This is a genomic window from Eubacterium sp. BL-380-WT-2B, assembly GCF_009696115.1.
In the GTDB taxonomy this organism is placed as follows: domain Bacteria; phylum Bacillota; class Clostridia; order Eubacteriales; family Eubacteriaceae; genus Eubacterium; species Eubacterium callanderi.
The window spans coordinates 388,745-409,040 of sequence record NZ_VUMP01000003.1 but is presented as its reverse complement, the minus strand read 5'-3'; the positions used below and the strand labels follow the sequence as shown (position 1 = coordinate 409,040).

The window sequence follows — 20,296 nt, the reverse complement described above, 5'->3', positions numbered from 1 at the left end:
ATTAAAATTTTAAAAAGCATGCGACAGAAAAGCCCCCGGCACCTTGGTACCGAAGGCTTTTCTGGTTAAGATCTCCTACTCAATCCCATATGTATGGGCAAGCACATCAGCCATGCTCTTCTTACGGCAGCTCTCACAAAGGGAATTGGTCTCCACACCTGCCCTTTCTCCCGCAAAACGAAGCTCAGCTTCTGTACTTATAATACTGCCACAAGATTCGCATTTTGCCAATGCAAAATTTTTTCCCCAAATCGTCCTTGTTTCGCCATCTTCAGACCATTCAATTGCGCCGGTAGGGCAAACCTGAGCACAGCTTGTGCAGCCTATGCAATCAACTGAAGGATTTTCGTAGGGTGTCGCAACTTTTTTAGTGACTCCACGGTTAATGGTTGAGATCGCGCCAGTGCCAAGGGCATCACAGGCTTTTGTACAAAGCCCGCATAAAATACACTTTTCACCATCCACAGGTTTCAGTCTTGATGTTTCAAAGGCCCCGTACTTGTCACACATGGCCTGTATTTCAGAGCTGGCAGGCGCCCTTGTTTTGAGCAGCATCAGAATTACTGAGCGTTCCTCTTTTATCCTTTCACTGTCAGTGTAAACCTCACAGGGACGCTCTAACGGGTAAACACAGGAGACAACCACCTTGCTTCTTCCATTTTCCACTACTTCTACAATACAGACCCTGCAGCACCCCTGTTCCGCAAGACCAGGGTGATGGCACAGCGTTGGAATATCAAATCCATTACGTTTCGCAACTTCTAACAGAAATTCACCCTTTTCGCAGGTACACTCTTTACCATTGATGCTGATTTCCATTATGCTTCACCCCTTTTCACTGCAACCACCGCATCAAAATTACAGGCCTCACGGCAGCTGCCGCAAGCAATACATTTAACCGGATCAATGTGATGCGGCTTTTTGACCTCGCCGCTCACCGCTCCAGCAGGACAGGCTTTAGAGCAACGCATACATCCTCTGCAGGCTTCCTCATCGATCACGAAGGCTGTCAGTTTTGGACAGACACCAGCAGGGCATCGTTTTTCATGGATATGCGCCTCATACTCGTCCCGGAAATATTTTATGGTTGTCAAAACTGGATTCGCAGCGCTTTTTCCCAAACTGCACAGGGATGCGTCCTGCATGGTATGGCAGATTTTTTCCATCAGCTCAATATCGCCTTCCTGTCCTCTGCCTTCACAGATATCGGTCAGTATGGTTAAGAGATGACGCAGTCCTTCACGGCACGGCGTACACTTACCACAGGATTCATCACACAGGAATTCAATATAATAGCGGGCAACCTCGACCATATAGCTTCGGTCATCCATGACAATCACACCGCCTGACCCCATCATAGCGCCATAGCTGGTGAGGGTATCAAAATCCATGGGCAGGTCTAAAAGCTCGGCAGGGATACAGCCGCCCGACGGGCCGCCAGTCTGCACCGCTTTAAAGGGCCGGTCTCCCGGAATCCCTCCGCCAATGTCATAGATCAAATGCCTCAGGGTACTCCCCATTGGTATTTCAACCAGGCCGGTACGCTTGACCTTGCCAACCAGGGCAAAGACCTTTGTACCGCTGCTCTTTTCTGTTCCTAATTCCTTAAATTTCGCGCCGCCGTCCTGGATAATTCTCGGAATATTCGCCAGGGTTTCAACATTATTCAATACGGTCGGCTTGTTCCACAGCCCTCTCTGAACAGAACGGATATATTTTGCTCTCGGCTCACCTACCCGGCCCTCTACCGACGCCATCAGCGCAGTGGATTCGCCGCAGACAAAGGCACCGCCGCCCCGAACGATCTGAATATCAAAGGATTTGCCTGTTCCCATGACAGAATCTCCCAGGAATCCTTTTTCTCTGGCCTGCTGCAGCGCGATTTTACAGTTTTCTACTGCCAGGCCGTACTCATCACGGATATACATATAGCCTTCCTGCGCATCAATGGCGCAGGCACAGATAATCATGCCTTCAATAACAGAGTGCGGGTCGCCCTCCAGTATTGACCGGTCCATAAAGGCCCCAGGATCACCCTCATCGCCATTACATGCCACATATTTTACATCCGAATCATATTTTAACGCCTGGCGCCATTTGGTTCCAGTCGGGAACCCTGCACCGCCGCGGCCCCGGATACCGGAGGCTTCTACCTCCCCAATGATCCTGTCCGCATCCATGGATAAGGCTTTTTTTAAAGCACTGTAGCCTCCTCTGGCGATATAATCGTCGATATTGGTCGGGTCAATCTCCCCGATGTTATGCAGTACCCACTTTTTCTGTGGCGCGTAGAATGGATTTTCATGCTGCGAGCGCACGCGTTTTCCATCATTTCCTTTATACAAAAGCTTCTCAATGATCTTTCCGCCAAGCACTGTATCCTTTATGATGCTGTCCGCGTCCTCTGGTTTAACCTTATAATAGGAGATATCCGCCGGCTCAATTTTAACGATGGGGCCATTTTCACAAAAGCCGTTGCAGCCCGTGGACTTGATCAGAGGGGATACCTCAATATCGGATTTATGCTTTCTGGCAGCTTTTTGAAGCGCCTCTAAAACCAGCAGACTCCCATTGGCCCGGCAGCCGGTACCGCAGCAGACTAAAACGTTTTGCTTCATGCTTCTGCGCCCCCTTCCGAAAGCTCCCTGTACTGGTTCAATATCTCGGGCAGCTTTTCAAGCGTTACCTTTCCGTAATATACACCGTCGATCACCATTACCGGCGCCAGCGCACAGGAACCGAGACAATTCACGGTTTCCAGCGAGAAAAGCCCATCCCCCGAGGTTTCACCCGGACTGATGTCCAGCTCACGCTTAATGCCGGTGATCAGATTGACAGACCCACGAATATGGCATGCGGTTCCGTCACAGAGCTTAATGATATGTTTTCCTTTTGGCTTTAAGCTCAATGCCCGGTAAAAGGTTGCCATTGAATATAATGACGATAACGGGCAATCCAGATATTCGGCCAACGCTTTCATTCCCTGCTCTGGAATATAGTTAAAATGATGCTGCATATCCTGCATCATTGCCAGAGAATGCCGTCTATCCCTGGGATACGCTGATAAGATTTTGTCGATTGATTCTTTTGTTATTTCCTGCATGGGCTCACTCCCCTTCCTCATCCTCCCGCAACAACGGGAAAAATTGCCACAGCACTGTTTTCGTTCAGAGGTGTCTTAAGCCCCTGCAAATGCTCGATATGGCGTCCGTCGACCATCAGGATAATCTCTGCTCCGGGCGCCTCTCCATCTGGACTTAAAACGTGATTCCTGAAAGCATCGCCATAGGTTTCAGAGAGGATATGCAAAAGCGTGTACATATCCTTACAGACCGGTACATCTGCCTGACGGCAGCCTGTATAATTCCGGATGGTAGCGAAAAATTTTACTTTCATCTTAATCTCCTCTTTGCGTTATGATGCATGAAAGGAGACAGGGCTGTGCCCCATCTCCGATATCTGTCGTTTAAAGTCCAAGCTCCTGAACTTTTTCCTCGGTTGGCACACCTTCTGTGCTCCAGCCGCGCACTTCATAGTATTCTTTCAGCATGACGTCAAGCTCAGCCACTTTGCCCTTTGCCGGGCCTTCCGGCAGGGCTTCGCGCAGTAGTCTTGGCGGCAGAGTATCTTTCTCAACACCTGCTGCAATATTAAACTGCTTTTCAATGTTCCAGATCCGTTCTCCCTTTAACAGGAATTCCTCATCCGTCTCATCTGAGCCTACAGCCTCGCGGTACTGCGCCGCAATCTCAGGCAGGCCGATGCCAAAGGTTGTGAACAGGCAGATGCCGCTGGAATCTACCGCTGCTGTGAGATCCTGGAAGGTCTTGAGAAGCGGCGCCTTGCCTTCAGTCACAAGCGGATCGGTCTTTAACGGAATCCCCAGAACCTCAGGTGAGGTCAGGTAACCACGGACATGGCAGCCTCCACGGTTGGAGGTCGCATATTCAAGGGCCATCCCCTGGACAGCGCGTCCATCATAAGCGGGCATTTCCTGTTTTTTAACGGACATGGACAACTCTGGCGCACCGTGTTTTTCTGCCAGGCGGTACGAGCCCTGAGCCAGCTCAACACCAAAGCCTTCCATTTTTCCTGTGAGCTCTGTCAGATCAACCATGGCCTGTGCGTCGCCAAAGGGCAGCGGACGGCCAATTTCTTCCTCACTCAGAAGCCCCTTTTCGTAAAGCTCCATGGCACAGGCAATGGTAGAACCAAGTGTGATCGGGTCCATGCCATACTGGTTACAGAGGAAATTGGCTTTGCAGATAGCAGCCAGATCATTGACACCACAGTCTGCACCATAGGACCAGCCGGCCTCGTATTCTGGGCCTTCACCCATGGACTTAAACGGCCCGTCCGGGATTCTGGTCACGCGGCCGCAGCCAATGGAGCAGCCAAAGCAGCCCTTGTTTTTAACCAGATAAGAATCGACCAGCGCTTCACCAGAGGTATCATCTGCCTTATCATAGACACCGCCGTCACGCCAGTTGCGAAGCGGCAGGCCACCGACTTCGTTGATCATATTGACCAGAACCTCAGTGCCATAGGTCGGCAGTCCTCCACCCGTAACGGGGTGTTCCTTGAGCTTGGTACGGGCATCGGTCATCGCTGCCATAAAACCTTCAGGCCGCGCCACTGTTACCCCGCCGCTTCCGCGAACCACTACAGCCTTTAGCTTTTTGCTGCCCATCACAGCGCCCATACCACCACGGCCTGCTGCGCGGTGCTTGTCATTCATGATGGCAGAATACAGGCAGCCCTGTTCACCGGTCGGGCCAATACAGGCGACACGCGCGCCTTCTCCGCAAGCTTCCTCCAGTGCTTCGGTCGTTTCATAAACGTCCTTCCCCCAGAGGTCTGAGGCATCTCTGAGCTCCACTGTGTCGTCATTGATATACAGGTAAACCGGACGGTCACTCTGGTTTTCAAAAATAATTCCGTCATAGCCTGCAAATTTCAGTTCGGGGCCAAAATGACCGCCGGAGTTTGAAGCGCCGATGGTTCCTGTCAAAGGCGCCTTTGCCACGACCTCATACCGCCCGCTGCAGGAAGCAGCCGTACCGGTCAACGGTCCTGTCATAAAAATCATTTTATTATCCGGACCAAGCGGGTCTACCTGCGGGTCTACCTCGTCACAGAAATATTTTGTTCCCAGGCCACGCGCGCCAATAAAATCATGGGCGGCCTGCATGTTAAGCGGTTCCTTTTTGATGGTTCCTGCTTCCAGATCAACGCGGATTAATTGTCCCATCCATCCATTCATCGTTATCCCTCCAATCCATAAACGTCTTTCAGCTGATCCGCAATGGCCTTTTTACGTTCCATTTCAACCGCTTCGCCATAGACAATGGCGCCAGACGGACAAAACTTGGCACATTTTGGATCGCCGTCACACAGATCGCATTTAAACACTTTTCTCTTAACCGGATTAAAGCTGATGTTGCCGAGCGGGCAGGCGTTCATACACATTTTACACACGATACATTTTGCTTCATCCATAACAAATGCACCGTTTTCATTCCTTGAGATCGCGCCCACCGGACACACCTTCATGCAAGCTGGTTCCTCACATTGCATACACATCACAGGAATGGTTACGGCTGCTTTTTCATAATCCATCACTGTTACATTTGACAATGATGGATTAAATTCCTGATAGTGTCCAAAAGAACAGACCAGTTCGCAGGTTCTGCAGCTTATGCACTTTTCAGGTTTAATCATGAGTTGTTTGCTCATACGCTTCTGGATACTGCCGACGCAGTACCCTCACACCTCCTTTGTGGTAAGTTTACAAAATGAGAATCGCTTTGTGTCCTGGAATTCAGGAAAACACAAAGCCCGCAGAAATAGCTTTATACATAGTAAAAGCAGTTTCTACGGGCTCCTTTGCAAAGATGGCAGACAACAGGGTTGCCCCTGTTACCCATTGGCTGGAAAGGCCCCGGAAGGGTCTTTCCAGCTTCAGAGCAATTCTATTGTTATCATTATCATAGCACATTTTTAAATTCTTGTAAACGTCTTAAAATTTTCTAAAGATTTATTTTTTCTTTTTTATCAAATTTTTGTTTGACAAATATTTTTGTCAATGTTAAACTATTTTTGACAAGAATATTTGTCAAGATGACAAAAATCATATACAAAGGAGGCCTGAGCATGCCCCTCAAAAACCGATTAAAAGAGTTCCGGGCCCGAGATAAAATCAATCAGTCAGAGCTTGGTAAGCTGGCCGGTGTATCCAGGCAAACCATCAGTTTAATTGAACGCGGAGATTATTCTCCTTCCGTAACGCTGGCGCTTAAAATTGCCCGGATTTTTAATACCTCCGTTGAGGACATTTTTACCTATTCAGATGAGGAGGACTCAGAATGAACACGCACAAAAACCACCTGAAAGATTACAGAATCAAACAAAAGCTTACGCCCGCACAGCTTGGCGAGCTGGCTGGCGTATCCAGGCAAACCATCTTTTTGATCGAGGAAAACCTTTATTCTCCCTCTGTCCGGCTTGCCGCAAAATTCGCAGATATTTTCAATACTACCATCGATTCCCTTTTTACCCATACCCTCGAGGAGGAAAAATGACATGAAAGCAAAAGAAAGCAAACACATTTACCTGAAATTTTTTACCCTGATCATCATATGCGGCTTTTTAGGCGGGCTGGCTGGCTTCCTGCTGAACTATCCAGGCTTTGACATTGTCGATAGCGTACAGCTGCTTCAAAACAACATTCTGGACTACGGCCTATATATATCTTCTGCCGGTTCTGTTGTTTTAATGCTCATCACCGCTCTGTTTTACCTTTCCGCAAGAAATACCTACAGACAGCTGGAAACAAACGATTCGGATGCACTTTATGAAAAAGCCGACCACCTCTGTGATACAGGGATAATCTTTGGCAACATCACGCTGATTTTCACCTTTGCTTTTTACGGTATCAATGTCAGCGGCATACACAATAACAGCTCCACTTCCCTTTTATGGGCACTCGCGGCATTTTTACTGCCAGTTATCTTCTGCGTTATCTTCCAGATTCTCTTTGTGAATCTGACCAAAAAGATGAATCCGGAAAAACAGGGAAACCCGCTGGATTTAAATTTTAAAAAGATCTGGATGAACAGCAATGATGAGGCGGAAAAATTCATTCTCTACAAGGCTGCCTATAAAACCTTTCAAATTATGCAGATGGCCTTTCTCATTGTCATGGTGCTGCTCATGTTTGCGGCCCTGACCACCCCCATTGGCGCGTTTCCTTTTATGATCATTGGTATTTTATGGGGACTGCAGAGCACACTGTGCTGCATCTTTTCCATGAATCTTCAAAAAAGCAAAAAAATAGACAGTGATGACTGTTAAACCAAAAAGGAGGTGCGCCGAAACGGCGTACCTCCTTTTTATCAGGCCTTCACTGCGTTCTTAATGCTTAAATCCATCCATTTCCTGCGTTTCCAACGGACTAAAAACATGGCAGCTCTCAGGATTTCATCACAGGCCATGGCGATCCATATCCCGATCAGTCCCCACCCCAGTATAATGCCTAAAACATAACACAGAACCACCGATACAAACCATTGTGAGCCAATACCAAGGGCGATGGGAAACAGAATGTCATTGGCCGCCTGAAGTGAGCGGACCATCACCATATTTACCGCACGGCCAAGCTCCAGAAAAATATCAATGAACATCACCTGCTTACCGAGGGCAATAACTTCCGGGTCAGAGGTGAAAAAACCAAAAATCTGATCACTGAACACAAAGAGCAGAAGCGCCACGCAGAAGGATACCAGCACAGATGACCGGAGTGTGGCCTTTACACGCCTGTCCGCATTGTCATACTCCCTCGCTCCAATCATATAGCCCACTAAAACCTGGGAGGACTGGGAAATTGCATTGCTGTACAGATAAGTGATCATGGCAAACATCACCGCATACACACGAGTTGTAATGACCACCGCGCCGCAGAGATTCACAAATCCCATTGTCACTGTCTGGCTCAGCGTCCAGGAAAGTGTCTCACCACCCGAAGGGATCCCGATAAACAGAAGCCTTTTAAGCATGGCGGACGGGAAAGGCCGCAATGTTTTTAAGGACATTCCCGGTTTGATTTTTTTAACGAACAGGCAGACAACAATCACCACCCCAACAAGCTTGGCGATGTTGCTTGAGATGGCGGCTCCAGTTACACCAAGAGGTGCCGGCAGGCCAATGCCGTTGATCAGAATGTAGTTCCCCCCAATGTTGAGCACATTCATAATAATGGAGACAAACATGGTTTCTTTCATCAGACGATTACTCCTGAAAATAGCCGAAAAGGTCAGAAATACAGCCTGCAGAAAAAGGCCCGCGCCAATAATCCGCGTGTAGGCAACCGTTTCGGGCATAATGGCGTCTGGCACCTGCAGCATATGATAGATGGACTCTGTAAAAAACAGCAGAATCGCGCTGATGATCACTGAGAAAACCAGGTTGACGATCAATGCCAATGTATAGATTGTCGACACATTTTTATAATTTTTTGCGCCCATGTTCTGAGAAACCAGAATCGTGGTCGCAAGGGAGATGATACTGAAGGAAATCAACAGGACATTGATAATCTGGTTAGCGTTCCCGATGGCGCCCACACCGGTCTGCGACACCTGTCCTACCATCATCTGGTCCGTATTCCCCACCAGCATCTGCAGAAAAAGCTCCACAAAAATGGGCCATGTCAGCTTGAATAAGGATTCTTTTTTTGTATTTTCCGGAAAAGTTGTGGTCATTTTTACTCCTGTCATATAATAAATTGCTTTGTTATTATAGCATAAACAAGGGTCGGATAAAGCTTTCGGTTTGAATTTGTGCACGTTTACGGTCATTAAATTATCAATTTTTAACGACCCTGATTTTTCTTTCTGTTTTTCTTTCATTTGAGAACAAAATATTTTCCTTTATTGTCTTTTGTAAAAACACCTTTCTTCTGTTGATGAAAACGTTAATAAATATTTGCATCAAATGAACATTAATCTATCTTGAGAATTTTACGAAAATTGAATAAAATAATATTAATTTTATTAGTTAAGGGAGATTACTATTATGGCAAATCGATTCGTTCTAAATGAAACATCATATCACGGCAGCGGCGCAATCAATGAAATTGCAACCGAAGCAAAGGCGCGCGGCTTTAAAAAGGCCTTTGTCTGTTCTGACCCTGATTTGGTGAAATTTAATGTGACAAAAAAGGTAACGGATATTCTTGACGAAGCAGGACTTGATTATGAAGTTTACTCTGAAATCAAGCCGAATCCCACCATCGAAAACGTACAGACTGGTGTTGCAGCCTTTAAGGCTTCCGGCGCAGACTATCTGATCGCCATCGGTGGCGGCTCCTCCATGGATACCGCAAAAGCCATTGGTATTATCATTACCAATCCTGAATTTGAAGATGTCCGCAGTCTGGAAGGTGTTGCCCCGACAAAGAATCCCTGTGTTCCGATTTTTGCCGTTCCAACCACTGCCGGTACCGCAGCAGAAGTCACCATTAACTACGTTATTACCGATGTCGAAAAGAAACGTAAATTTGTCTGTGTCGACGTACATGACATCCCGGTCGTTGCCTTTGTAGATCCGGACATGATGTCCAGTATGCCAAAGGGTTTGACCGCTTCCACAGGTATGGACGCCCTCACACACGCCATCGAAGGCTATACAACCTTGGGTGCCTGGGAGCTTTCAGATATGTTCCACTTAAAAGCCATTGAGATCATCGCACGTTCCTTAAGGGGTGCTGTCGAAAACACTCCTGAAGGACGCGAAGACATGGCACTCGGCCAGTACGTCGCGGGAATGGGCTTTTCCAATGTTGGTCTCGGCATTGTCCACTCCATGGCCCATGCCTTGGGCGCTGTTTATGACACGCCACACGGTGTTGCCAACGCGATCCTTTTACCCTCCATCATGGAATATAACGCGCCTGAAACCGGCGAAAAATACAGATACATCGCGCAGGCCATGGGTGTTGAAGGCACTGAGAGCATGTCCCAGGAAGAATACCGAAAAGCTGCTGTGGATGCGGTTCGCCAGTTGTCAATCGACGTCGGTATTCCTCAGGATTTAAAGGAAATCGTCAAGGAAGAAGATATTCCTTTCCTCGCACAGTCCGCATTTGATGATGCCTGTAAACCTGGCAATCCAAAAGATGCCAGCCTGGAAGACATTGTTGAACTGTACAAAGCTCTGATGTAAATCCTTTTTTACCATTCATTCTCCAACAATACCTCATCAAAAAAGAACCCACCAGATCATCCCTCCAGTGGGTTCTTTTAATATTTATTAACTTTCCTTTTTAAAACGTGCAAGACCAAGCCGCAGGGTAAGGCTTCCCCATTTAAAAAGCTTTTCTCTCAGTGTTACCGGTACCTTTCCATTGAAAAAAGACATGTCTCTGGAAATAAACCGATCATAAAATAGCTCCCGCTGCTCACATCCTTGACAGAGCTGTGAGCACTGCGCCAAGAGCTCGTAGCATTTATGCCTTTTCGCTTCAACTTCATCTACCCCCAGTGCTCGCAGTAATGCTGTATTACAATAGATAATGTCGTAAGTCTCCGCATTGATGATATAAACAAAGCTGTCTAATTCGTCCAGGATAGCTGTGTCCATATTAAAATAAGCATGCTGCTTTTGAAACTGCAACGCATGATAAACTGCATAGGTGTTTTTACCTCTGCATTTCGCCACATACAGAGCCGCATCTGCGTTTTGGTAAAGCGTTTTAAAGTCCCTTATCGCTTCCTCTACAAAAGCAATCCCCACAGATACCGTAATCTTTTTATCCTGAACCTCCAGCTCGCTAAGACGATCGCAAAACTTTTGCGTCAGACTGCAGATATCACTTTCATAATCCTCGCCCGTCACAAAAACAAGGAATTCATCACCACCAAGGCGCCCTGTAAGTGCCTTGTCACCAAAAACCTCTGGGATTATCCGTCCAATTTCCTTTAAAACGTGATCCCCCTCTGTATGTCCGTAAAAATCATTAATCTGTTTAAAATTATCAATATCCGCTATGAGTATAGCCGACACACCCTTGTCCAAAACGCTGATCTCTAAGCTCTGCTTTACCATTTCTTCAATGGTTTCTCTGTTATAAAGCCCTGTCAAAAAATCCTTCTGTGCTTTGAGTAAAAGTTTGTCAATACGTTTTTGTTTTCGTTTTTCCTCCTCAATATTTTCGGAGGTACCGATGGCTTTCATGGGCTGTCCGTCCTCGTCCAGCACCACCGTATAGGTAATGCGGTACCAGCAGTACTTGCCGTCTGGTTCCTGAATCTGTACCTCCGCCGAGGTTTTGAGCTTGCCCCCGCTGATATCCTCATAAAGCCGCAGATACTCACCGAGGGATTCAGGGGACACATAGCCCTTTGTCACGCTTTCGTCAGGCATATTGGGATACACCAGGCGCCGGCTTCCTTCTTTGTTCCACTTAGTTTCCTTTATCAGGCACTTTGTCTTTATATCATATTCCCAAATGCTTATATCCAGATGCTCAATGGCGGCTTTAAAGCGTTCTTCAGAAAGCTTCAGCTTTTCTTCTTTTTTCTTGAGCTCAGAAATATCAGTAAAAATACCATGGTAGACCATACAGCCTTCATCGGTTCCGTAAAACTCAGCCGAAAAATTGATCCAGCCAAATCCACCGCCTCTATTTACTGATCTGAAATCAATGTTGATGGGCAGCCGCTCCGCTGCGCTTTTATAAACTGCGTTAAAATAGTACGCCCTGTCCTTGGCATATATCAGTTTCAAACCGTCCTCACAGGTCAGCAGCCTCTGGTACTCCTTTTCCTCATAGCCCAGAACCTTTGCGAGTCCAAAGCTCATGTACTTTGTTTCAATATTTTCCCCATTAATTTTTAAGACGACAACATCACCTGGCGTACTGTTCAGCACAGTTTCAAACTCATTCTGAAGCTCAACCTGCTCGGTAATGTCGATACAGGCGCTCACGATAGCCAGCCGGCCATCCTCCGCGCGCACCACCCGCCCCCGGTCAATAACCCAGAAATAACTGCCGTCCTTGCGCAGCGTGCGGTAGCGGACAGTATACTCGTCGCCTTCCTTATCTTTTGGCCCGACTATCTGTGCAACATACTCGTGATCATCGGGATGAATCGTATTGTTGACAAAGCCGCCAGTACCCTCTATAAAATCATCATAGGAATCATAGCCCATGATCTCAAGCATTTCCTTATTGATGAAGTAGAGCGGAAAGCCAGGCTCACAATAGCCGCCGATAAGTCCATTTGGTGATGACTCGCCCAACAAAGAGAGAACAGCCTGCTGATTTTCCTTTTTTAAATTTGAAAGGGATTTTTCTTTTTGAAGAATTTGGTTTTCCATTTCCTTTTCTCTGGAAATATCCTCAACCAGGCCAACTGCCCTCACTGGCTTTTGCGTTGAATCATAGATATTGGTCAGCGTGATCCTGTTCCAGAGATAACTGCTGTCATATAGTTTAACCCGCACCTCGCAGCTTGCTTTGGGAGCGCCTTTAAATATCTTACGGTACATCTCCAAAAAGCACACTTTTGAATCCGGATGGATCACACCTTCATCGACCAGGCTGTTCGGCACATTGACAAGGTGTGGCTTCAACCCGTATTTTTTCGCAAAATAATCTGAATAATCAATGGTTCTTTTCTCAATATCAAAATCAAAAATCGTATTGTTGGTCGCCTCCATGGCGATCCGGAACCGCTGCTCCGAAAGGCGGAGCGCCTCCTCAGACTGCTTCTGCTTTGTCACATCAATAATCGACGCATAAAAGAGCTGGCGATCTCCCCGATCCGCCAGGAAAAAGAGGCGCATGTACATCCACATGTATTCACCGTTCAGCCGTTTCCGCCTGAACTGAATATCTATTCCCTTTTCAGGCGTTTTTGGCGCTCTCTGCAGCGCGTCGAGGACAATGGGCTTATCCTCATCAGGTACGCGGTCCAGAATGTGACGTCCGTTCGTTTTTAAAGCCTCCGCATTACAGCCCGTCGCCTGGTAATACCCCTCATTGACTCTTAAAACCTCAAGATTGCCCTGGAAGTACTCATAAAAAGCCACACCGCCTATCAGATTATTTAAAAGCGATCGGGTCATACTGTCCGAATGCACCAGCTCATCATAGCTGATCGTATTGCTCTTTTCACGTTCCATTCCCGAAAAATCAAGTTTATCGGCATCCTGTAATAACAGCGCTTCAAATTCATCTGTGGGCATGGGCTTATAGTAGTAATATCCCTGGGCATAGTGACAGCCAATATCCAAAAGAAAATCAACCTGCTCTTTTGTCTCTACCCCTTCTGCAATCACACTGAGGTCAAGCCATTTTGTCATCCGGACCACCGATTCCAGAATATTGCCGGCACGGCCCTTTAAATGTTCCATGTCGGAGAGAAAGCGCATGTCGATCTTCAGCACATCGACATTGATATCCTTCAAAATGTTGAGTGAAGAATAACCGCTGCCAAAATCATCCATCAAAATGGTAAAGCCCAGGTCGCGAAGCCTGTTCACAAGGCTCAGCAGCTGATCCAGATTTTTGGTGTAAGCACTTTCGGTAATCTCCAGCTCCAGCAGATATGGAGGCAGATTATACTTCTTCACCATATTTGCCAGCAGGTCGCTCAGCCCCTGATGGTACAGATTAACCCTCGAAACATTTACCGAGGTTGGTATGGGCTGGTGTCCATTATCAATCCAGTTTCTCATTAAACGGCAGACTTCTTCCCATACATAAGCATCGAGCTTTAAAATAAAACCATTCCGTTCAAAAACAGGAATAAAGGCCGCAGGACTGATAATGCCCTTTTCCGGATGAATCCACCGGACGAGGGCTTCACAGCCGACAATTTTATTGGTGCGCATATCGCATTTTGGCTGTATGTACACCTGAAACTGGCGTTCTGCCAGAGCATGAGCCATCTCGTTAACAATTTCCTGTTCCTCAATCAGCGAGCTTCTCAGATGATTGTCATAAACGGCCGCACGTTTCAGGTAGTTTCCCTTTACAGAGTTGAGCGCAAGGATCGCCCGGTCACACATCCTGCTGACTGGGAGGTTCACATCATCAATATGATATAGGCCTGCAGCTATGGATATCTCCATATCCAATGGGTATTGCTCCAGACTATCCGTCAGCCTCTGCGCAGTACTGTCTGCATCACCCTCCATATCCGGCAGCAGGATAGCAAATACATCTGCCACAATGCGCCCGGCACAGCCTGCCTTTTCCGCTGCCCAGGTATTCAGCTCATCGCCAATATACTGGAGCAGACGATCCCCCTCCTCTGCACCGAACAGGTCATTGATAACCTTGAAACGCTCAATGTCAAAACAGATAATGCTGTATGCTTTTTCAGGAAAACCCATTAAAATTTCATGGACATTTTTGTAAAAGGTATCTTTGTTCAACAGCCCTGTCAGAGAATCATATTCTTCCAGAGTTTTTAAATTACTTTGAAGCGAGGTATTTCGGACACGCTGCCTGATCATACGCGGATCAAGGGGCCTGGGCAAAATATCCGTCGCGCCAAGTTTGAGGGCCTGCTCCTCCATGATGGGATTGTCCGCATCTGTCAGCACTAAAACACCTGTCCCCCGCGATGCCTGTATGTCCCATAGAACAGTCCGAAGCGCCGTCGGCATTTCATTAAACAAAGCATAACTAAAAATAATCACTGCCACCGTTGACTTATTCTGTTGGAGAAACCTCAAAGCGGCATCGTTTTCTTTTGAGACAACAACTTGGTAGCTCTTGTTTAAAACATTGTCCAGCAAAGTGTTTTCAGCAGGATTTTCATCGACAACTAAAACTGTCTTACCAATCATTACTTTACCCCCGGCGTCCATCATGCCAATAAATTTCAAATATTAATTATATTATAGTATAAATAACCCTCAAAATAAAGTTAAAACGATTCTGATGCTTTGTATGTCTTAATTTTTGCTGTTATTCCATCATCGGCTGTGTTAAAATAGTGTACAAGTCTAAATTTGAAATTATTGACAGGAGCCTTTTAAATGAAGTCTTTTAAAGCATCTGTATCGAACGATCTCCAGGATCTGTTACTGCTCAATAAGAAATATAACCGTTTCAGCATGGGGCCTTCCGAGCCGCTGCGCATTGTGAGCTATTTTGTTCTTATCTATACTGTCTATGCCCTCTTTATGGTCTATCTGCAGATCAAGCTTTTTGCAGGCGGTTATTTTGTCTATCTCGGCCTGTTTGCTTTTCGCCTGATCAGCGGTGTGCTTGGCGCTTTGTTCTTCCTCGGAAAATTCAACCCGCTGCTCATCAGGCTCTTGGCTCATTTCTGGCCAGACCGTTACTTTTCAGTAAGAACCTTTACCTTTACACCCAAAAAGCTTGAAATTCTCTTTCGCGATAAAAAGGTGATCTTTGCCTATGGCGAAATCATTAAATGCGACATGACCGAAAGCCTTATCACACTGCAGACAAAATACCAGAACTTTGTGATCCATGAAAATGACATGACCCAGGGCACCTGGGCCGAATTCAAGAGCTTTCTGAAAGGCAAAAAGGATCAGTTCAACAAAGACCCAAAACTGTTCCGGAAAGAGGCTTTAAAGGATTTATAGAAAAGCCGCCGGCAATTTAATATGACCCCTTCAAAACTTTACTTCGTAAGTACCCGCATCTTATTCTTAAGAGCAAGATGTTTTACTTTAGAAGGAACAAAATTGTGATGAAATTAATTGTAATCGTATGGCAAACCATGTATAATATAATTGTTAGTATCTGTTTGGCAAATTGGTAGATTATATTAGAAAAGGAGATTAAAATGACTCAGACAGGTAAACTATTGGAAATGGCCAAAAAAATGGCCGAAGCAGCCGAAAAAAAGGCTGTTGAAATTGATGTACCCATGGTAATTGCAGTATGCGATATGGGCGGAAACACCGTTTTAGTCCACCGCATGGAGGATTCTTTACTGGCAAGTATCAGTATTGCTCAAAACAAGGCCTACACAGCCGCTTCATTAAAAATGCCGAGCTCTGTTGCAGGGGATGCTGCAAAGGAAGCCGGAGAACTCTTTGGTCTTGGTAATTGCTGTGAAGGCAGAATTGTGACATTTGGTGGTGGATTCCCGATTATAGACGGAGATCGCATCATTGGCGCCATTGGTGTCAGCGGCGGCAGTGTCGCTGAAGACGAGAGCGTTGCCCAGGCAGGACTTGCGGCTCTCTAAGATATTCTTTTGATATAAAAATCTGCCCCCAACCTCAAAATTTCAAGTCTGAGGTTGGGGGCAGTTCTTTTAACCGCATTTTCACCCCGCCAGCAGCAGTCCAAAAGTGCCGCTCTTCAACAAAATATAAAGCCCCAGCCCGATAAAGACAAGGGGGATCAGCATATCCTTATATTTTTCAAGAAACACCTTAATCAGGGGATACTGGCCTATTTTCATTCCCAGAAAACACCATACGCCAATCAAAACCACAAAAATCACGATAATTGTTATGATTTCTCCAGCCCCCAGATTCGTGAACAAGGGGATATAAACACTCACATTGTCTGCACCGTTTGCCAGAGTTAAAAAGTAAACGTACAAAATATCTGCCGGAAATATTTTCTCGAGAAACTGTCTTAGCCTTCCGGGTTCCCTTTGCGCTTTGTCTGTCTGCTGGCTTTGATCACGCCCTTTATTTCTGAGCTGCCGCACTGCGCCCAGCCCAAGCAAAATCGGAACCAAGCCGAACAGGCCGATATACGCGTGGGGCACAAAGGAAATGCTGTAGCCAAAGAAAAGGCTGAAAAAGGTCAGTGTCAAAACTGCCAGGTACTGGCCAAGGATAATTCTCCACTTATCCGCCGCTGTCTCTGCCCTTGAAAAAAGCAGGGTCAGGATTAAAATATCATCAATATTTGTCCCCGCAAAGGACAACAGCGCAGTCATAACAATGGGCATACTTTCCTCCCTAATCCATAATAACTTTTACTCCACTATTTTATCCTTTTTCATCTGTAAAAGAAAGAGTTAAATGGCATTATGTGACTTCAAAACGGTCTGTTTATGTTATAATCATATTATCTCAATCTGTCTATTCGACAAAAAGGAGGCGCATCTTGGCGATTATAGGTATTGATTTAGGGACGACAAACAGTCTTGTCACCGTGTGGAAAAATGGACAAAGTATATTGATTCCAAACACTTTCGGCCATTTTCTGACACCAAGCGTAGTCAGCATTGACCATGAAACCATTTATGTGGGCGAGATTGCAAAGGAACGCCTGATCACCCATCCAAAGGAAACGGCCGGTATTTTTAAACGTTTTATGGGCTCAGACAAAATCTATACCCTGGGAAAGCGGCGTTTCAGACCAGAAGAGCTCTCGGCCTTTATTCTTAAAAAGCTGAAGGAAGACGCAGAAGCTTTTTTAAAGGAGCCGGTGGCGGAAGCCGTCGTCAGTGTCCCCGCTTACTTTAACGACGCTCAGCGCTCTGCCACAAAGCGGGCTGGAGAGCTGGCTGGCCTGAAGGTGGAACGGCTGGTCAATGAGCCCTCGGCTGCCGCTCTTGCCTGCCAGCTAATGAATGCCGAGGAGGACGCAAATCTCCTTGTTTTTGATTTTGGCGGCGGTACCCTTGATGTGTCCCTTGTCGAGTGTTTTGACAATGTTATCAACGTTCTGGCTGTCAGCGGCGATAATCGTCTTGGGGGCAGCGATTTTGACCGGCTGCTGGCCCGTTATTTCTGCCAGGAAAAACGACTTGATTTTGAGGCGCTCAACGAAAATACCAAAGGGGTGCTCCTGCAGAGTGCGGAAAAATGCAAATTTGACCTCACTGACGCCGAAACGGCAAAGATGACGGTTTCTGCCGAGGAGCTTCACGACACACTTCCAATCAGCCGTGAGCAGTTTATTGAAATTGCCGCGCCGCTTTTCACGCGCCTTACAGAGCCCATAAAAAAAGTGCTCATTGACGGCAGTCTCTCCCTCGATGAAATTGACCAGGTCGTTCTGGTTGGCGGCTCCTGCAAGATGCCTGTGGTCAAGCTCTATGTGAATTATGTCCTCGGCAAGGAGGCGGACAGTATTGGCTCGCCAGATACCATTGTGGCTTTGGGTACCGGTGCTTATGCTGGTATCAAGGCGCGCCACCAGGATATTCGGGATATTCTCCTGACAGATATCTGTCCTTTTTCTCTCGGCGTTAATATTGTTAACCCTCTGGAGCACTCCAGAGATTTGATGTCTGTCCTTATTGAGCGCAACACGACGCTTCCTGCCAGCCGCACGGGTATCTACTGCACAGCCAGCGATTTCCAGTCAAAAATCGAACTTAAAGTCTACCAGGGCGAAGGGCGCTACGCAGATGAAAACAGCTTTCTCGGCAAGCTTGATCTGCCCGTGCCCAGAAAGCCAAAGGGCCAGGAGACCGTTGATGTCCGTTTCACCTATGATATCAACGGCATTTTGGTAGTGGAAGCCACTGCCCTCTCAACAAAAAACACCAAAAGCCTTCTGCTCATCAGCGATTCCAACACCATGGATAAACATGAAATCGAAAAAAAGGTTGCGGCGCTGCAGAAATATAAAATTCATCCAAAGGATAAAGATGAAAACAGACTTCTTCTCGCCAGAGGTGACCGGCTGTTTACTCAGACAGTGGGCGAACTCAGAAAAGCCGTGGAATTTGAGCTTTTCCTGTTTTCCCACGCTCTGGAAAGCCAGAAAACGCACGCAATATCAAAGGCCCGGGAGCGCTTTTCTTATTTTCTTGATCAGGTTAGCTGGGAGCTTGAAAATGGCGGCTTTGGGCCGTCACTCACAAACCCGGATGAAAACTGGTATCAGACATTCAAGACTGAGGATACAGGCGACAAGACAGGAATCCCTTCAGAAGAGGACTTGAAAAATCTGTTCCTGAACTGGCAGTTGAACCGAAAAAAGAGGGATGACTAAATGGATATCTGGAAGATACTTGATATCAACCCAACCCGGGATCTCAAAGCCATCAAAAAAGCCTATGCCCGTCTGTCAGTAAAATATCATCCTGAGGAGCACCCTGAGGAATTCAGGCAGCTCAACGACGCCTACAAGGCAGCGGTTAAATACGCAAAGGGCAGTCTTACAGCACAGACCATCCCCGGGCCGTCACCAGCATCGGTCTTTCCTGTCTCTGAAAATGAAAAAAATATTCCAAACCAGGCTCAGGAGAAAGACGAGCCTGATTTTGAACAGCTGATTGAGCAGGGTCAGAAAAAAGCTCAGGAGGCAAGCCGCCGTGAAATCGACGCAGGCCTTTCCTGTGTGAAAAATCTTTATCTGAAAACAAAAAAACAGCGGTTGAAAACGCTCAATTCATTTTTACAGTCCGATTTTTTTGCCGAATTTCACCAAGACCCTTATTTTATCAGTCAGTTTATCCATATTTTGAAAAGATGCCCCATCGACGCCACAGTAAACCATCTGATCAAAAGCGCTTACACATCCACCTTTTTTACTGCTGACAGCGAATTGCCCTGTCAGCCTCTATTCGACTTTTTGGATAAACGCATTAAGCGTGACAGCCAGACACGCTCTTTTATCACCTTTGGAATCGTCCTTATTGCACTCGGGGCAATGATGGTTTATCATTTCACCCAATCCGCCCGTGATGCTGAAAAATACAGCGCCGCAAACGTCGAAGCCTATCTGGAGGATTTATATCAGATTGATTTAACCGTGGATGAGCCCAAGAGCGTTAATCCTGAAAAGGACCCAACCCGAAGCCTTTATCCTGATGGCCGGCTGTATACGGTCAAAACGGCTGACCAGAGTCTTCAGGATGCCACTGGCTTTGAGGCGCTCTGGAAAAATAACAATCCTGAAATTGATCTTCTGTCCGATACCTATGCACGGGAAACCTCTGATTATTTCGCTGCCCAGTGCAGCATTGACCCCAAGGGACAGTGGGCCATGCTAGACACCAGCTTTACCAACCTGTGCCACCTTTATTACAGCCCTTCTGAAGGAAAGGAGGCTTTTGTTGAAAAATTCGAGCAGTATTATAACGCGGTTCAGACGAGCCACTACCTGAGCCAGACCGGGCAGATGACAGTCCGCATTCAGGCGTCTGGCAGCTTTAGCGCCTCATTGCCATTAACAGTGGACATCGTTAAAAACGTTCCTCTGGACAGAGACGCCTTTCAAGCCGATTTCTCAGCCTATTGGGATGAGGACGCCTCGAAAAATCAGCTGGCTTATCAGCTTCTTAATCCTTAAAATTAATCCACCCATTAAAGGAATATCGTTCAAGCC

Annotated in this window: 17 protein-coding genes and 1 riboswitch; of the genes, 8 read left to right on the top strand and 9 right to left on the bottom strand. The window is 46.7% G+C overall.

Going from position 1 to position 20,296, the window contains the following annotated elements:
• Positions 1–75 precede the first annotated feature (75 nt).
• The 6 genes from FYJ53_RS08060 to FYJ53_RS08035 form a co-directional block, all read right to left on the bottom strand.
• On the bottom strand, positions 76–819 hold the full coding sequence (locus FYJ53_RS08060) for a 4Fe-4S dicluster domain-containing protein (RefSeq protein ID WP_013380063.1): 744 nt from the start codon (positions 817–819) through the stop codon (positions 76–78).
• Positions 819–2,618: an NADH-quinone oxidoreductase subunit NuoF gene (locus tag FYJ53_RS08055; RefSeq protein ID WP_154557246.1), complete on the bottom strand. Its 1,800-nt coding sequence runs from the start codon at positions 2,616–2,618 to the stop codon at positions 819–821. Before FYJ53_RS08055 ends, FYJ53_RS08060 begins: the two co-directional genes overlap by 1 nt.
• On the bottom strand, positions 2,615–3,103 hold the full coding sequence (gene nuoE / locus FYJ53_RS08050; RefSeq protein ID WP_013380061.1) for an NADH-quinone oxidoreductase subunit NuoE: 489 nt from the start codon (positions 3,101–3,103) through the stop codon (positions 2,615–2,617). Before nuoE ends, FYJ53_RS08055 begins: the two co-directional genes overlap by 4 nt.
• 17 nt (positions 3,104–3,120) lie before the next feature.
• Positions 3,121–3,396 (bottom strand): MoaD family protein, encoded by a 276-nt coding sequence (locus FYJ53_RS08045; protein ID WP_013380060.1) that lies wholly within the window; start codon positions 3,394–3,396, stop codon positions 3,121–3,123.
• A 70-nt stretch (positions 3,397–3,466) separates the two neighbouring features.
• The gene (locus FYJ53_RS08040; protein WP_013380059.1) at positions 3,467–5,263 is read right to left on the bottom strand and encodes an aldehyde ferredoxin oxidoreductase family protein; all 1,797 of its coding nucleotides are present in this window, start codon (positions 5,261–5,263) and stop codon (positions 3,467–3,469) included.
• A gap of 2 nt (positions 5,264–5,265) precedes the next feature.
• Complete coding sequence (locus FYJ53_RS08035) at positions 5,266–5,721, bottom strand: 4Fe-4S dicluster domain-containing protein (protein WP_013380058.1); 456 nt, start codon at positions 5,719–5,721, stop codon at positions 5,266–5,268.
• A 144-nt stretch (positions 5,722–5,865) separates the two neighbouring features.
• Positions 5,866–5,979: riboswitch (molybdenum cofactor riboswitch) on the bottom strand.
• A 174-nt stretch (positions 5,980–6,153) separates the two neighbouring features.
• Between FYJ53_RS08035 and FYJ53_RS08030 the strand changes: the two genes are divergently transcribed.
• Genes FYJ53_RS08030 through FYJ53_RS08020 form a run of 3 tightly spaced genes read left to right on the top strand, consistent with a single transcriptional unit; the run spans position 6,154 to position 7,353 of the window.
• Positions 6,154–6,369, top strand: coding sequence for a helix-turn-helix transcriptional regulator (locus tag FYJ53_RS08030; protein ID WP_013380055.1), 216 nt, complete (start codon positions 6,154–6,156; stop codon positions 6,367–6,369).
• Complete coding sequence (locus tag FYJ53_RS08025; protein ID WP_013380054.1) at positions 6,366–6,581, top strand: helix-turn-helix transcriptional regulator; 216 nt, start codon at positions 6,366–6,368, stop codon at positions 6,579–6,581. The genes FYJ53_RS08030 and FYJ53_RS08025 overlap by 4 nt, the downstream gene beginning before the upstream one ends.
• 1 nt (position 6,582) lies before the next feature.
• Positions 6,583–7,353 carry a DUF3169 family protein gene (locus FYJ53_RS08020; RefSeq protein WP_013380053.1) on the top strand — a complete coding sequence of 257 codons (771 nt, stop codon included), beginning with the start codon at positions 6,583–6,585 and terminating at the stop codon, positions 7,351–7,353.
• A 41-nt stretch (positions 7,354–7,394) separates the two neighbouring features.
• On the opposite strand, the gene FYJ53_RS08015 is transcribed toward FYJ53_RS08020, so the two are convergent.
• Entirely contained in the window at positions 7,395–8,756 is a 1,362-nt protein-coding gene (locus FYJ53_RS08015; protein WP_041690170.1) for an MATE family efflux transporter, read from the bottom strand.
• A 313-nt stretch (positions 8,757–9,069) separates the two neighbouring features.
• Between FYJ53_RS08015 and fucO the strand changes: the two genes are divergently transcribed.
• A complete protein-coding gene (gene fucO, locus FYJ53_RS08010) occupies positions 9,070–10,218 on the top strand; it encodes a lactaldehyde reductase (RefSeq protein ID WP_013380050.1) in 1,149 nt (382 codons plus the stop codon).
• 87 nt (positions 10,219–10,305) lie between these two features.
• Here the strand turns inward: fucO and FYJ53_RS08005 are convergent, their stop codons facing one another.
• Positions 10,306–14,856: an EAL domain-containing protein gene (locus FYJ53_RS08005; protein WP_070081168.1), complete on the bottom strand. Its 4,551-nt coding sequence runs from the start codon at positions 14,854–14,856 to the stop codon at positions 10,306–10,308.
• 192 nt (positions 14,857–15,048) lie between these two features.
• On the opposite strand from FYJ53_RS08005, the gene FYJ53_RS08000 reads away from it, so the two are divergent.
• On the top strand, positions 15,049–15,627 hold the full coding sequence (locus FYJ53_RS08000; protein WP_013380047.1) for a hypothetical protein: 579 nt from the start codon (positions 15,049–15,051) through the stop codon (positions 15,625–15,627).
• Between the two features lie 203 nt (positions 15,628–15,830).
• Positions 15,831–16,238: a heme-binding protein gene (locus tag FYJ53_RS07995; protein ID WP_013380046.1), complete on the top strand. Its 408-nt coding sequence runs from the start codon at positions 15,831–15,833 to the stop codon at positions 16,236–16,238.
• Between the two features lie 81 nt (positions 16,239–16,319).
• On the opposite strand, the gene FYJ53_RS07990 is transcribed toward FYJ53_RS07995, so the two are convergent.
• A complete protein-coding gene (locus FYJ53_RS07990) occupies positions 16,320–16,958 on the bottom strand; it encodes a cadmium resistance transporter (RefSeq protein ID WP_013380045.1) in 639 nt (212 codons plus the stop codon).
• 158 nt (positions 16,959–17,116) lie between these two features.
• Between FYJ53_RS07990 and FYJ53_RS07985 the strand changes: the two genes are divergently transcribed.
• Together FYJ53_RS07985 and FYJ53_RS07980 are read left to right on the top strand one after the other, a co-directional pair.
• Positions 17,117–18,958, top strand: coding sequence for a molecular chaperone HscC (locus FYJ53_RS07985; protein ID WP_073382412.1), 1,842 nt, complete (start codon positions 17,117–17,119; stop codon positions 18,956–18,958).
• Positions 18,959–20,260 (top strand): J domain-containing protein, encoded by a 1,302-nt coding sequence (locus FYJ53_RS07980; protein ID WP_013380043.1) that lies wholly within the window; start codon positions 18,959–18,961, stop codon positions 20,258–20,260.
• The last annotated feature ends 36 nt before the right edge of the window (positions 20,261–20,296 follow it).